Origin of the sequence: Hymenobacter sp. UV11, assembly GCF_004684095.1 — a bacterium.
GTDB lineage: Bacteria > Bacteroidota > Bacteroidia > Cytophagales > Hymenobacteraceae > Hymenobacter.
Genome location: NZ_SRII01000002.1, coordinates 42831 through 57910, shown reverse-complemented (window position 1 = coordinate 57910; position 15080 = coordinate 42831). Strand labels below are relative to the sequence as shown.

Here is a 15080-nt window from a genome sequence, read left to right as displayed (position 1 = left end):
TATTCTATGAACATTCTATTAATCGGCTACGGTAAAATGGGCCAGACGATAGCTGGCCTGGCCGCCAGCCGGGGCCACGAAATCGTGGGCATTGTGGACCACCAGACCTCCAACCAGCGCATCGAGGACTTCACACCGGCGCAGGTCGATGTCGCCATTGAATTCACGCATCCCGAGGCGGCCTATGCCAACGTGGCGGCCTGCCTGCGCCAGGGCCTACCCGTGGTGTGCGGCTCGACGGGCTGGCTGCACCACTTCGACGAGGCCCGGGAGCTGACGGCCCAGACCAACGGCGCGCTTTTTTACGCCTCCAATTACAGCGTGGGCGTGAACCTGTTCTTTCACTTCAACGAGTACATCGCGGCCAAAATGAACCAGTTTGCGGCTGGCTATGATGTGCAGCTCACCGAGATTCACCACGTGCACAAGGTGGACCAGCCCAGCGGCACCGCCCTCACGGCGGCCGAGGGCGTGCTAGCCAACTTCCCGGCCAAAACCACCTGGCGCAACGCGCCGGCCCAGGCGCCGCACGAGCTGGCCGTGCTCAGCGAGCGGCGCGGCGAGGTGGTAGGCACCCACGAGGTGCGCTACGTATCGAGCGCCGACACCATCGAGCTGCGCCACGAGGCCCACTCGCGCGAGGGCTTTGCGCTGGGCGCACTGCTGGCGGCCGAATGGCTGCCCGGCCGCCACGGCGTGTTTGGCATGAAAGAATTGCTGGGGCTGTAAAAGCTGCGTTCGTGAAAATCGTTTGTCATTGCGAGCGCAGCGCGGCAATCACACCTGAACGAAATCCACGCCAGTCGTTCGTCTATCGTTCGGGTGCGATTGCCGCGCTGCGCTCGCAATGACAACCGGCGTTGTTTATTTGCTAACTATTCTACTGATTTCATGCTCGTTCGCAAAACTGACCCTACTGCCCCGCCCAAGCCAGCCAAGACCAAGAGCCGGGAATGGGTCGACTCGCTGCTGTTTGCGGTAATCGCGGCCACGCTCATTCGCTGGGCCACGTTTGAGGCCTACGTTATTCCGTCGCCGAGCATGGAGCACTCGCTGCTGGTGGGCGACTACCTGTTTGTGAGCAAGTTGCACTACGGGCCCATTACGCCCCAAACGCCCTTGCAGGTGCCGCTCACGCACCAGACGCTGCCGATTTTTGGCTTCAAGAGCTACTCTGACCTCATTCAGCTGCCCACGTTCCGCTTTCCGGGCTTCAGCTCGATTAAGCGCAACGACGTGGTGGTGTTTCACGTGCCGCACGAGCAGCAGTTTCCGGCCGACCTGCGCACCAACTACATCAAGCGCTGCATTGCCATTGCGGGCGATACGCTGGAGATTCGCAACGGCGTGATTTTCCTGAACGGCAAGCCGGGCGCCATTGCGGGCGCGCCGCAAACCACGTATTTCATGGCGGTGGAAACGCCCAACGACGAGGTGCGCCAGGCGCTGCACGACCAGGGGGTAGTGGACTACGACCAGCCCGACGGCATTCCGGGGGCCGGCACCAACCCCGAAACCGGCCAGCTGGGCTACGTTATCAGCTGCCCGGCCGACGTGGCCGCCTACTTCAAAAAGCAGCCCTATGTGAAGTCGCTGACCGTGACGGCGCCCGCCGTGCAGCTCTTTCCCGACGTGGCCGACTTCCACGGCTCGGGCGCCATGAGCGCGGTGCAGCGCCGGTGGCAGCTCGACAACTACGGGCCGCTCCCCATTCCCAAAAAAGGCCAGACGATAGCGCTCTCGCCAGCCAATGCCGCGATTTACTTCAAAATCGTGAGCCAGTATGAGCACAATAAAAACGTTACCTGGGGCCCCGACGGCATGATTTTGCAGGATGGCAAGCCGCTCACCAGCTACACTATTAAGCAGAACTACTACTGGATGATGGGCGACAACCGCCACAACTCAGAAGATTCGCGCTTCTGGGGCTTTGTGCCCGAAGACCATGTGGTGGGCAAGGCCGTGCTTATCTGGCTCTCGCTCGACCCCTTCGGCGACGCCACCCACAAGGTGCGTTGGAGCCGGGTGTTCCGCACCATCGACTAGCCCTACCCCCCCTTGGTAGAGGCTAAAGGCCCCCGGCGGAATCATTCCGCCGGGGGCCTTTGTTGTTATGCCGATTAGCTAGTAGCTTGCAGTCTCTAGTTTTCGCCTACCGTATATGGACCAGAAAGTGCTCGTACTCAATGGCGATTACACCGCCATTACCTTATGCAGCGTGCAGAAGGCTTTCGTATTGTTATTCCTGGATAAAGCCGAGATGGTAGCCAAGTCGGAGCACGGCACCATGCGCACCGTTTCGCAGGTATACCCCAAGCCCAGCATCATCCGGCTGGCGCGCTACGTGCGCGTGCCCTACAAGGGTATCGCCCTCAGCCGCCACAATATTTTCAAGCGCGACCAGTACGAATGCCAGTACTGCGGCTCGACCAAAACCCTGACCCTCGACCACGTGCTGCCCCGCTCGCGCGGCGGCGACTCGGGCTGGACCAACCTCATCACGGCCTGCTCGCGCTGCAACCACGCCAAGGGCCAGCGCACGCCCTCGGAGGCCAACATGCCCCTGCGCACCCAGCCCAAGAAGCCGACCCTCGCGGGCTTCCTCAAGCTCTCGGCGGGCACCCTCGACCAGAACTGGCACGCCTACCTGGGGTAGGGAAGCAGTGGCACAAAAAAACGCCCCGCTGGCCAGCGGGGCGTTTTTTTGTGCTTAGTAGGCAGCGTTGGCTGCTTTAGTAGGTAGCCGGTGTGGGGGCGTTGGCGCTGAGCGCGGCGTTGTTTTGGTTGCGGCGGGGCATGTTGCCCGACATCTCATCCTGGTCGTAGTACGACTGCACGGGCTGGCCGCTCACGAAGGTGAGCAGGTCGCGGTTGAGGCGGTCTTTCGAGGTAATGTTGAGGCCGTGCGGCTCGCCGTCGTAGGCAACAAGCTGCGAGCCGGGCACCAGGGGGGCGGCGGCTTCAGCGCCCGTAGCCGGGGGCACAATGGCGTCGGAAGTGCCGTAGATGAAAAGCGCGGGCACTTTAATCGCCTTCATGTCCTGGCGAAAGTCGGTTTCACCAAAGGCCTTCACGCACTGCGAAGTAGCGCGGGGCGAAGCAGGAAAGGCAAGCATGGCAAACGAGTCCAGCACTCCTTGGCTCACGGGGTGCGATAGTACGCCCTGGCCGTAGAAGTTCTTAGAAAAGTCTTGCAAAAAGCCGAAACGGTCCTTGCCCAGGTTCTCAATCATGTCGTCAAATGTCGACTTGTCAACGCCCGAGTCGTTATTCTCAGTTTTCAGCATGAAGGGCGTCACGGCGCTTATAAACGCTACTTTGCTCACGCGGGCGCCGTTGTGGCGGCTCATGTAGCGGGCCACTTCGCCGCCGCCCATCGAGAAGCCCACGAGGGTCACATTCTGGAGGTCGAGGGCGTCGAGCACAGCCTTGAGGTCGTCGGCAAACGTGTCGTAGTTGTAGCCATCCCAGGGCTTCGACGACATGCCGAAACCACGGCGGTCGTAGGCAATCACGCGCACATCGTGCAGCGGCAGCTCGGCCAACTGATACTCCCAGGAGGCCGCGCTCAGGGGCCAGCCGTGGATGAGCACAATCGGGTTGCCCTGGCCGTAGTCGTAGTAATTCAGATTAATGTCTTTGCCTTGGGCATCTTGGCCAACTTTGATAAGATTCATGGGGGTAGGGAAAAGTGGAAAAGGAAGAACTTTGCTTAGTTTACGTAAAGCTAAAGGTGAAGGATTGGCTAGGGCATTACTTTATTATGAACTGTGATAGCCAATTGACTATCAGGCAAAAGAATAGGGTTGTTTTTATCTTTCCAAAGCCCAGGCGTAAGCCACAATCGCCCGCTTCAACCGTCTTTTGGGCTATGAAACGCATTATCTGCGCCCTGGCTGGGCTGGTAAGCCTGGCTGGCTGCAACACCCAAACCTCCCCGGCTACTACCCCCGCCCAGGCCACCCGGCCCCAGCAGGCCGGCCCGCCGGCCAACTCGCCCGGCACTGACTACCAGGTATATCGCACCCAGCTGCCCGGCCAAGCCGACAGCGTGACGCTGCACCTCGTCACGGCGCCGCGCGGCTTCGATGCCACCGGCACGGCGGGCCGCTTCGGCAGCTACTACGGGCCGGCGGGCCGCCCCTACACGCTGCAAGGCCAGCCCAGCGCGGCCCCCGACAGCGTGGTGCTGTTCGAAACCAGCCCCGAAAAAGCCATCGACCCCAATGGCAGCACCCTATATTGGCGCCTGCGCCGGCAGCCGGGCGGCGACCTGGCTGGCGCGGTGGGCCAGCAGCCGGTGCGGCTGCGGCTGGTGCGGCCGGCGGCCGGGGCGCTCACCTTTGTAGTGCACTACTTTGCCGACTCGGTCGCGGCCTTTCCGCGCGAGGCCCGGTCGCCGAAGGCGCACCTGAGCGTGCAGGCCCTGGTGCCCGTGGGCCAGCCCCAAACCCTGGCGACCAGCATACTCAGCGGCCTGCGCGGCGACACTATCGACGGCATACCCAGCACCAGCCTGGCCGCGCTGTATAAGCAGCAGCGCCAGAACTATTTTAAGAACTACCACGAAGATGCCGCCGACAGCCGCCCTACCCCTGCCGATACGGCTGGCATCGGGGCCTATGCCCCCGGCCTCACCTACGAAAACCAAACGGCCGCCTACGTGCTCTACCAGCAGGGCAACTTGCTGAGCCTGGGCTTTTTTCGCTACGACTACAGCGGTGGGGCGCACGGCAACTACGGCACCACCGCGGCCAGCTACGACCTGCGTACCGGCCGCCGCCTGCGCTACGCCGACATATTTCAGCCGGCGGCGGCCCGGCAGTTGCCCGCTTTGCTGGCTCGCGCGGTGCGCCCGCTGGTAGGCTTGCAGGCCAACGAGCCGCTCGATAAGCAGCTTATGGTGAATACTATACCCGTTACACACAATGTATTTTTGACCGAAGGCGGCGCGGTATTCATCTACCAGCCTTACGAAATTGCCTCTTATGCGCAGGGCGAAATTCGGGTTTTCCTACCCCTGTCGGAGCTGCGGCCACTACTGCGCGAGGGCCTGCCGCTGCCCGCCAGCGGGGTAGCCACGCGTTGACGAGCCGCGCCCGGCGCCTTACTTTGCGCGGCGGGGGGCCGGCCGTGCGCCCTTCCCTACCCCCCTCCCAGCGCATGAACTCAGCCACCGCCCGCCTCGCCGAAGCCTTTCGCCTCTTCGACGCCGCCAATGCCGAAGACCCTACCCTTGAGCCCGGCACCGACGGCCAGCCCGCGCCCAAGGAGGTGCTCTATGCCCGGCGCATGACGGCCTGCCTCCGCCGCGTGGCGCCCACCGCGCCCGAGGCTGTGCAGCTGGCCGCCCGCTGCCAGCACATTCAGCGCTGGAAAATTCCGCGCCAGGACTTTCCGATGACGCGCCCCGGCTACCACCAGTGGCGCAACACGCTCAAGAAGTTTCACGCCGAGCTGGCGGGCCAGCTCCTGGCCCAGGCGGGTTACGCGCCGGCCGAAATTGAGCGGGTGCAGCAGCTGGTGCAGAAGCTGCGCCTCCAGGACGACCCCGAAGTGCAGCTGCTGGAAGACGTTATCTGCCTGGTGTTTCTGGAGCACTATTTCCTACCCTTCGCTGCCCAGCACCCCGAAGAAAAAGTGATGGAGATAGTGCAGAAAACCTGGCCCAAAATGACCGAGCGCGGCCACGCGCTAGCGTTGCAGCTACCCTTCACACCCGAAGGCCTGGCGCTGGTAACGAAGGCACTGGGGCGGTGAGCAGTGAGCAGTGAGCAGTGAGCAGTGAGCAGTGAGCAGTGAGCAGTGAGCAGTGAGCAGTGAGCAGTGAGCAGTGAGCAGTGAGCAGTGAGCAAAAGAACGTCATGCAGACCGAAGGGAAGCATCTCGCGTGCAGCAATAATCCAGTCGTTCAACGCGAGACGAGCGAGATGCTTCCCTTCGGTCTGCATGACGTTCTTTTACTCCCTATTTACCGCTCGCCCTATTTCTACCACGTCGCCGATGAAGATGATGGCGGGGTACGTGATGCCGGCGGCGGCGACCAGGGCGGGCAGGTCGCGCACGGGGCCGGCCACCATTTTGCGGTGGGGTAGGGAGGCGTGCATGACCACGGCGGCGGGCGTGTTGCCGCGGCCTTCTTGCACGTAGGTATCGGCTATCTGGGCTATCTTCTTCATGCCCATGTAGATAACTACCGTCGAGTTGCTCTGCATAGCCAGGCGCAGGTCGGCCGAGAGGGTACCGTCCTTTTTGGTGCCGGTGAGCACCCAAAAGCCCTCGCTCACCACGCGGTGCGTGAGCGTAATGTCCTCAAAACCAACGGCCTGCATGCTCGAAATGCCCGGCACGTAGTGCGCCACAATGCCGTGGCTGCGCGCAAACAGCATTTCCTCGAAGCCCCGGCCGAAGATGAACGGGTCGCCACCTTTCAGGCGCACCACCCGGCCGCAGGCCCGTGCCTTTTCGAGAATCAGCTCGTGGATGACTTCCTGGGGCGTGTACTCGCCATAGGGCTTTTTGCCCACGTAGATGCACTCGCAGGCGGCCGGAGCCAGCGCCAGCAGCTCCTGGTTGGCGAGGTTGTCGTAGAGAATAACGTCGGCCGTTTGCAGAATGCGGTACGCCTTGAGCGTCAGCAGCTCCGGGTCGCCGGGGCCGGCACCCACTACATATAGTTCGGGAGGAGGAGGAAGGCGAGCCATGTGAGCAAGGTAAAACCGCCAGCGCGGCAAAGAGATGCAAAGTACTGGCTACCCTCGCTGGATTTATGCGGGCAATCGGCGAAAGCTACAAACAGGTCGACTGTTAATTTTAGGGTCATTTTAATAAAATTTGTAGCATTATTTCTTAACACACCTATTGAGTTAGGGTATGTTTTGTTTAAGTTTGCTTTACAAGACGCTAGACACCTATTTAATAAGGGGTATTTTTGAAATACTCTGCTTTTAAAAATGTCTGCTTTTTACAATTCCCTACCCTCCCCCTACCCACCCGCCTTCGCCAGTTCAACTCTCTTCTACACCTAAACCTAGGTTAGCATGGCACCGCAGGGAAAACCAACTGTTGTCGTTATCGGCAATGGCATGGTCGGCTATAAATTTTGCGAGAAGCTTCTCGCCAAGTCGACCCATTTCAATCTGGTAGTATTCGGTGAGGAGCCCCGCGTGGCCTACGACCGGGTGCACCTGAGCGAATATTTCGGGGGCAAGACCGCCGACGACCTCCTGATGGCGCCCCATCAGTGGTACCTCGACAACGGCATTACGATGCATCTCGGCGACGCGGTGCAGGAAATCGACCGCGCCAGCCAGACGGTGCACGCCCGCAGCGGGCTGGTGCAGCCTTATGACTACCTAGTGCTGGCCACCGGCTCGTCGGCCTTCGTGCCCGATATTCCAGGCGTCGAGAAGGCGGGCGTGATGGTGTACCGCACCATCGAAGACCTGGAAGAGATAAAAGCCGCCGCTGCCACCGCCCGCCACGGCGCCGTGCTGGGCGGCGGCCTGCTGGGCCTGGAGGCCGCCAAGGCCCTGCTAGACCTGGGCGTGGCCGAAACGCACGTTATCGAGTTTGCCCCGCGCCTGATGCCCAGGCAGATAGACGCCGCCGGCAGCGCCATGCTACAAAGCAAGCTGGAAGCGCTGGGCCTGCAAATTCACCTCAGCAAGGCCACCTCGCATATCGGCGGCGAGGGCCGCATTGATGCGCTGCACTTCGGCGACGGCTCCATTCTGGAGGTCGATATGCTGGTGATTTCGGCCGGCATCCGGCCCCGCGACGAGCTGGCCAAGCTGGCCGGCCTGGAAGTGGGCATGCGCGGCGGCATCGTGGTGAACGACACCATGCAAACCAGCGACCCCCACATCTTCGCCATCGGCGAATGCGCGCTGCACGCCGGCATGATTTACGGCCTCGTGGCCCCCGGCTACGACATGGCCGAGGTGGTGGCCAGCCAGCTCACGCAGGGCGCGCGCGCCTTCACGGGCTTCGACATGAGCAGCAAGCTCAAGCTGATTGGGGTGGACGTGGCCAGCTTCGGCGACCCGTTTATCGCGGAGCCGCACAGCCGCAGCATCGTATTTGAGGACGCCCACAGCGGGGTATACAAGCGCATCAACCTCAGCCCCGACGGCAAGCAGCTGCTGGGCGGCGTGCTCATCGGCGACGCCGATGCTTACAGTATGCTGCTGCAAACGGCCGTCAATAAACTGGCCCTACCCCCTCATCCCGAGGACCTTATCCTGGGCGCGCGGGGTAGCGAGGGCGAGAGCAGCGCAAGCGTGCTGAACCTGCCCGACGAGGCGCTGGTGTGCTCGTGCGAGGCCGTGACCAAAGGCGCCATCTGCGCCGCCGTGACCGAGCTGAACGTGACGTCGGTGGAGGCCATGAAGAAGTGCAACAAGGCCGGCACCGGCTGCGGCGGCTGCGTGCCCCTGGTGAAGGACCTCATCAACGGCACGCTCACGGCCCAAGGCGCCTACATCAAAAACGTGCTGTGCGAGCACTTCGACTACTCGCGCCAGGAGCTGTTTGACCTATTGAAAATCAACAACCTGCGCACCTACGACGCGGCCCTCGACCACTACGGCCGGGGCGATGGCTGCGAGGTGTGCAAGCCGGCGGTGGGCAGCATTTTGGCCGGTTTGTGGAATGACTTGATTGTTAAGCAAAACGTTATTCAGGATACCAACGACCGCTACCTGGCCAACATCCAGAAGGGAGGTAGCTACTCGGTGGTGCCGCGCATTGCGGGCGGCGAGGTGTCGCCCGAGCAGCTGATGGTAATTGGGCGGGTAGCCCAGAAATACGGCCTGTATACCAAGATTACGGGCGGCCAGCGCATCGACATGTTCGGGGCGCACGTGAGCGATTTGCCCGACATCTGGGAGGAATTAATCAACGCCGGCTTCGAGAGCGGGCACGCCTATGGCAAGAGCCTGCGCACCGTGAAAAGCTGCGTGGGCAGCACCTGGTGCCGCTACGGCCTGCACGACAGCGTGTCGCTGGCCATCGAAATCGAGAACCGCTACAAGGGCATTCGCTCGCCTCACAAGCTAAAAAGCGGCGTGAGCGGCTGCGTGCGCGAGTGCGCCGAGGCCCAGGCCAAGGACTTCGGCATCATCGCTACCGAGAAGGGCTGGAACCTGTACGTGTGCGGCAACGGCGGCTCGAAGCCCCAGCACGCCCAGCTGCTGGCCACCGATATCGACAAGGAAACGCTGGTGAAATATCTTGACCGCTTCCTGATGTTCTATATCAAAACGGCCGACCCGCTGACCCGCACCGCCGTGTGGCTCAATAAGATGGAGGGCGGCCTGGCCTACCTCAAAAACGTGGTCATCAACGACAGCCTCGGCATCGCCGCCGACCTAGAGGCCGAGATGGCGCTGCTCATCCAGCACTACCACTGCGAGTGGAAGGAAGTGGTCGAGAACCCCGAATTGCGCAAGCAGTTCACGCACTTCGTGAACGCGCCCCAGGTGAAAGACCCCACCATGGAGTTTGCCGAGATGCGCGGCCAAAAGAAGGTAGTAGCCTGGTAAAACCCGCGCTTACCGAGCGAAAAATTCCTACCCCCCTCCCGGCGGGCCAGCACCGCCTAACTACTTATCACTCATGGAAACTCTAACCGAAGTAACCTGGCTGCCCGTGTGCAAAACCACCGACATTCCTGCCGATGGCGGGGCGTGTGTGCTGGTGGAGGGCCAGCAGGTGGCCATTTTCAACTTTGCCCGTCGCGGCGAGTGGTACGCCACCCAAAACCTGTGCCCCCACAAGCAGCAGATGGCCCTGGCCCGCGGCCTGCTCGGCAGCGCCGGCGAGGCCTGCGAGCCCAAGGTGGCCTGCCCGTTTCACAAACGCACGTTTTCGCTGCTGACGGGCGAGTGCCTGAACGGCGACGAGTGCGCCATTCAGACCTATCCTATTAAGGTGGAAGGCGACGACGTGTACATAGGCTGGCTGTAAAACGGAGTGGTACTCCGTTTCCGCCCGAACGACTCGTTCAACGACAAACGGAGTACCACTCCGTTTTACAACGCATCATCTCACACTAAACCAACTGCTTATGGACGCGACCCTCACTCCGACTGCCCAGCAGCCGCTGAACCGGCTCAACATCTTTGCCGCCGCGGGCGTGCAGATGCGCACGTTTCACCTGACGTGGCTCACGTTTTTCTTCTGTTTTTTCGGGTGGTTTGGCATTGCGCCACTCATGCCGCTGGTGCGCGAGCAGTTGCATTTGGATAAAGGACAGGTCGGCAATATTGTCATTGCCTCGGTGTCGGCCACCATTCTGGCGCGCCTGCTCATGGGCAAGCTCTGCGACACCATCGGGCCGCGCCTGGCTTATACCTGGCTGCTGGTTATTGGCTCTATTCCGGTGATGTTCATTGGCTTGAGCAACAGCTACGAGAGCTTTCTGCTGTTTCGGCTAGCCATTGGCATCATCGGGGCGTCGTTCGTGATTACCCAGTTTCACACGTCCATGATGTTTGCGCCCAATATCGTGGGCACCGCCAACGCGGTGGCCGGTGGCTGGGGCAACCTCGGCGCGGGCATCGCCAACATGGTGATGCCGCTGATAGCCGCCGGCTTCGTGGCTCTGGGCTTCGCCACCAAGGCCGACTCGTGGCGCTACGCAATGGTAGTGCCCGGCATTATCCTGCTGATAATGGCCGGCTTGTACTACCGCTACACCGAAGACACGCCCCGCGGCAACTATGCCGACATTCGCCGCGAGGCCGCCAGCAAGTCCAAGGGCACCTTTATGCTGGCCCTGCGCGACTACCGCACCTGGCTGCTGGCCCTGGCCTACAGCGCCTGCTTCGGCATCGAAATCACGGTCGATAACGTGGCCGCCATCTACTTCGTGGACCACTACGGCGCCTCGCTCGTAACGGCGGGCTTGCTGGCCGGCACCTTCGGCTTCATGAACATCTTCGCCCGCGCCCTGGGCGGCATCGTGAGCGACCGCACCGGCCGCGCCTACGGCATTCAGGGCAAGTGGCTGCTGCTAAGCTTTATGCTGGTACTTGAAGGCATCGGCATCGCGTTCTTCTCGCTGGCCCCGAGCCTGGCGCTGGCCATCACGGCCATGCTGCTCTTCGCCTTGTTTTTGAAAATGGCCAACGGCTGCACCTACTCCATTGTGCCCTTCGTGAACCGCCAGGCCATCGGCAGCGTGAGCGGCATCGTGGGCGCGGGCGGCAACCTGGGCGCCATGCTGGTGGGCTTCCTGTTCAAGTCCAAAGAAATCAGCTACAGCACGGCTTTTCTCTACATCGGTGGCGGCGTGGCCGTGGTGGGCGCGCTGGTGCTACTGGTGCGCCTGGTGGCCAAAAGTGAGGCGGTGTCGGAGCCGACGGTGGCGATGGCGTAGGGTCGCTCTAGCGGGGTACCCCACCCCCCTACCCCCTCCCCTTCGGGAGAGGGGAAGCCGGTCATTAATTATTAAAGCGTAACGAATAATTAGCAGATAGTTTCCTTCGCCCGGCTCACCCTCTCCCGAAGGGGAGGGGGTAGGGGGTGGGGTAATCGTTGCATAATACTCTTTACTTATGGCCACCAAATCCCCCGCGCTTCCCTCCATTTGCTGCTACTGCGGGGTAGGCTGCGGGGTACTGGTCGAGCCGCTCAAAAACGGCGACGTGACCGTGGTGGGCAATCCCGCCTACCCCGTGAACCGGGGCGCGCTGTGCAGCAAGGGCCTGAACCTGCAGTACACCGTAAACGACCGCTCGGACCGGCTGCTGTACCCGCAGATGCGCTACAGCAAGCAGCGGCCCCTGCAGCGCGTGAGCTGGGACGAAGCGCTGGCCCGCACCGCGGCGGTGTTCAAGACCTTTATTGAGCAATACGGGCCTGACTCGGTGGCGTTTTACGCCTCGGGACAATGCCTGACGGAAGAATATTACGTGCTCAATAAGCTCATGAAGGGCTTTATTGGCAGCAACAACCTCGACACCAACTCGCGCTTGTGCATGAGCAGCGCGGTGGTTGGCTACAAGATGGCGCTGGGCGAGGACAGCGTGCCGGTATGCTACGACGACATTGAGCTAACCGACTGCCTGCTGGTGACCGGGGCCAACCCCGCCTGGTGCCACCCCATTTTGTGGCGGCGCGTGGAGGCCCACAAGGCCGCCAACCCGGCCACGAAAATCATCGTCATCGACCCGCGCGCCACCGACTCAACGGCCATCGCCGACCTGCACTTGCAGCTCATTCCGGGCACCGACGTGGTGCTGAACCAGGCCCTGGCCCGCGTGCTCATTGAAAACGGCGACGTGGACATGGCCTTTATCGAGCAGCACGCCGAGGGGTTTGAGGCCTACAAAGCCATCGTGCTGGAGCGCAGCCTGGCCGAATCGGCACAATTGTGTGGGGTAGCGGAAGAAGATATCCGGCTGGCGGCGAGCTACATCGGGTCGGCCAAGGCGTTCCTTTCGATGTGGACGATGGGGCTGAACCAGAGCGCCGTGGGCGTGGATAAGAACCTGAGCCTGCTCAACCTGCACCTGCTAACGGGGCAGATTGGGCGGCCGGGCGCGGGGCCGCTCTCGCTCACCGGGCAGCCCAACGCCATGGGCGGCCGCGAGGTGGGCGGCTTGTCGAATCTCCTACCCGCCCACCGCAACCTGGCCAACCCCGCGCACCGCGCCGAGGTGCAGCAGTTTTGGGGCAGCGGGCCGCTGGCCTCCACCCCTGGCTTCACGGCCACCGAAATGTTTGAGGCCCTGGAAGATGGCCGCCTCAAAGCCATCTGGATACTGTGCACCAACCCGCTCACCAGCCTGCCCAATGTGCGCCAGGCCGAGGCCGCGCTGGCCAAGGCCAAGTACGTGGTGGTGCAGGAAGTTAGCAACCAGCCCACCACCCTGGCCTACGCCGACGTGATTTTGCCCGCCGCCGCCTGGGCCGAAAAGGAGGGCACCATGACCAACTCGGAGCGCCGCATCAGCCACCTGGCCAAAGTAGTGGACGCGCCCGGCGAGGCCCTGCCCGACGCCGAAATCATCTGCCGCTTTGCGCGGGCTATGGGCTTCAAGGGTTTCGACTTCCCTACCCCCGCCGCCATCTACGACGAGCACGCCCGCCTCACGGCCGGCACCACGCTCGATATCTCGAGGTTGAACTACGCCATTTTACAGGAGCGCGGCTCGGTGCAGTGGCCCTACAGAGCCGGGCGGGCGGAGCCCGACACAGAGCGCCTGTTCACGGACCAGCAGTTTTACACGCCGTCGCGGCGGGCGGTTATTCATCCCATCACGGCCAATTTCCGCAGCGAGGCACCCGACGAGGATTTTCCGTTCATTCTCACCACCGGCCGCATCCGCGACCAGTGGCACACCATGACCAAAACGGGCCGGGTGAGCAAGCTTACGCAGCATATTCCGCAGGCTTTTCTGGAAATGCACCCGCAGGATGCCGCCGCGCTGGGCGTGGCCGAAGGCGACCTGGTGGCCGTGACCTCGCGCCGGGGCGACGTGCGCGTGGCGGCGCGGCTGAGTGCGGGCATCCGGCCGGGCGTGGTGCTGCTGCCCATGCACTGGGGCCGCAGCCTGGGCTCGGACTTGAACCGGGCTAATAACCTCACATCGGGCACGTTGGACCCTATTTCCAAGGAGCCCGATTTCAAGTTTTGCGCCGTGCAGGTGGTGAAGTACCGCAAGCCCCGGCAGCGCATTGTGGTCATTGGGGCGGGCGCGGGGGCGTTTGGCTTCGTGAAGTCATACCGCGAGCTGAATCAGGAAGATGATATCACCATCTTTAGCAAGGAAGACTTCCCGTTCTACAACCGGGTGATGCTGCCCGACTACATCAGCGGCCACCAAGACTGGGCGCAGCTGGTGAAGATGCAGGACCACGAGGAGCCCGCCTACCGCATTGACCTGCGGCGCGGCGTGAGCGTGGAAACCATCAACCGGGCCGCCAAATACGTGCTAGACTCGCGCGGCGAGCGCACTGAGTACGACGTGCTACTCGTGGCCACTGGTAGCCGGGCGGCGGTGCCGCGTGGCGTGCCCGCGCTGCCCGGCATCTTCTCGATGCGTAGCCGCCTTGATGCCGATAATTTCAGAAATCATCTGCCCGAAAACCCGCACGTGGTGGTGGTAGGCGGCGGCCTGCTGGGCCTCGAAATGGCCGCTTCGCTGCGCGAGGTGGGCACGCGGGTTACCATTATTCAACGCACGTCGCGGTTTCTGGACCGGCAGCTCGACCAGCTGGGCAGCCAGCTCTTGCAGGAAGAAATGGTGGACCAGGGCTGCGACCTCTATTTCAACGACGAGGTGGAGCTGTACTACGGCCGCTCGCGCCTGACGGGGGTAGGGCTGCGCAGCGGCCGCCGCATCGACTGCGACGCCCTCATTCTGGCCATCGGCACGGCGCCCAACCTGGAGCTGGCCCGCGACTGCGGCCTGGCCTGCCAGCGGGGGGTAGTAGTCGATGCGCACCTGCAAACCAGCGACCCGAGCGTGTTTGCGCTGGGCGAAATCGCCGAGTTTGAGGGCGTGCTCTACGGCATTACGGCCGCGGCCGAGCAGCAGGCGGCCGTGCTGGCCCGCTACCTCAGCGGCGACGTGGGCAGCCAGTACCGGGGTAGCACGTTCATGAACATCATCAAGATTCACGGCTTCGACCTGTGCAGCATTGGCCTGCCCGAGCGCCCCAACACGACTGACTACGAAGAGATTGTCTTTATCGACAAAGCCCAGCGCTACTACAAGAAGTGCATCATTCACCAGGACCGGCTGGTGGGCGCCATCCTCATCGGCGACAAGGGCGAGTTCCAGGAATTCCGCGAATTAATCGCCAACAAAACTGAGCTGAGCGACAAGCGCCTCCAGCTGCTGCGCAGCGGCCGCAAGGCCGCGCCGGTGCTGGGCAAGCTGGTGTGCAGCTGCAACAACGTGGGCGCCGACAACCTGCGCCAGGCCATCGCCGGCGGCTGCGACTCGCTGCAGGAGCTATGCGCCACTACCGGCGCGGGCACCGGCTGCGGCTCGTGCCGGCCGGAGGTACAGCGCATACTGGAGGCTGCGGTTCGGCAGGAAGTGGAGATTTAAGAATTTAGCCGT

11 protein-coding genes are annotated in these 15080 nt (G+C 62.3%); 9 read left to right on the top strand and 2 right to left on the bottom strand.

What is annotated here, in order from left to right; translation table 11 throughout:
• Window positions 1–6 precede the first annotated feature (6 nt).
• From dapB to E4631_RS02855, 3 genes are all read left to right on the top strand, one after another.
• Window positions 7–729 carry a 4-hydroxy-tetrahydrodipicolinate reductase gene (gene dapB / locus E4631_RS02865; RefSeq protein WP_133657503.1) on the top strand — a complete coding sequence of 241 codons (723 nt, stop codon included), beginning with the start codon at window positions 7–9 and terminating at the stop codon, window positions 727–729.
• A 162-nt stretch (window positions 730–891) separates the two neighbouring features.
• The gene (gene lepB / locus E4631_RS02860) at window positions 892–2046 is read left to right on the top strand and encodes a signal peptidase I (RefSeq protein ID WP_133657504.1); all 1155 of its coding nucleotides are present in this window, start codon (window positions 892–894) and stop codon (window positions 2044–2046) included.
• 115 nt (window positions 2047–2161) lie between these two features.
• On the top strand, window positions 2162–2656 hold the full coding sequence (locus E4631_RS02855; RefSeq protein ID WP_133657505.1) for an HNH endonuclease: 495 nt from the start codon (window positions 2162–2164) through the stop codon (window positions 2654–2656).
• A 76-nt stretch (window positions 2657–2732) separates the two neighbouring features.
• Here the strand turns inward: E4631_RS02855 and E4631_RS02850 are convergent, their stop codons facing one another.
• Complete coding sequence (locus E4631_RS02850) at window positions 2733–3677, bottom strand: alpha/beta fold hydrolase (RefSeq protein ID WP_133657506.1); 945 nt, start codon at window positions 3675–3677, stop codon at window positions 2733–2735.
• A 194-nt stretch (window positions 3678–3871) separates the two neighbouring features.
• On the opposite strand from E4631_RS02850, the gene E4631_RS02845 reads away from it, so the two are divergent.
• Together E4631_RS02845 and E4631_RS02840 are read left to right on the top strand one after the other, a co-directional pair.
• Window positions 3872–5089, top strand: coding sequence for a DUF3298 and DUF4163 domain-containing protein (locus tag E4631_RS02845; protein WP_133657507.1), 1218 nt, complete (start codon window positions 3872–3874; stop codon window positions 5087–5089).
• 74 nt (window positions 5090–5163) lie between these two features.
• Entirely contained in the window at window positions 5164–5760 is a 597-nt protein-coding gene (locus tag E4631_RS02840) for a DUF4202 domain-containing protein (protein ID WP_133657553.1), read from the top strand.
• Window positions 5761–5960: 200 nt separating this feature from the next.
• Here E4631_RS02840 and cobA read toward each other — a convergent pair whose 3' ends face one another.
• Entirely contained in the window at window positions 5961–6704 is a 744-nt protein-coding gene (gene cobA / locus E4631_RS02835; protein WP_133657508.1) for a uroporphyrinogen-III C-methyltransferase, read from the bottom strand.
• A 336-nt stretch (window positions 6705–7040) separates the two neighbouring features.
• On the opposite strand from cobA, the gene nirB reads away from it, so the two are divergent.
• From nirB to E4631_RS02815, 4 genes are all read left to right on the top strand, one after another.
• Entirely contained in the window at window positions 7041–9545 is a 2505-nt protein-coding gene (gene nirB / locus E4631_RS02830; RefSeq protein WP_133657509.1) for a nitrite reductase large subunit NirB, read from the top strand.
• Between the two features lie 73 nt (window positions 9546–9618).
• Window positions 9619–9969, top strand: coding sequence for a nitrite reductase small subunit NirD (gene nirD / locus E4631_RS02825; protein WP_133657510.1), 351 nt, complete (start codon window positions 9619–9621; stop codon window positions 9967–9969).
• Window positions 9970–10069: 100 nt separating this feature from the next.
• Complete coding sequence (locus E4631_RS02820; RefSeq protein ID WP_133657511.1) at window positions 10070–11383, top strand: MFS transporter; 1314 nt, start codon at window positions 10070–10072, stop codon at window positions 11381–11383.
• A gap of 178 nt (window positions 11384–11561) precedes the next feature.
• A complete protein-coding gene (locus E4631_RS02815) occupies window positions 11562–15068 on the top strand; it encodes a nitrate reductase (protein WP_133657512.1) in 3507 nt (1168 codons plus the stop codon).
• Window positions 15069–15080: the final 12 nt, after the last annotated feature.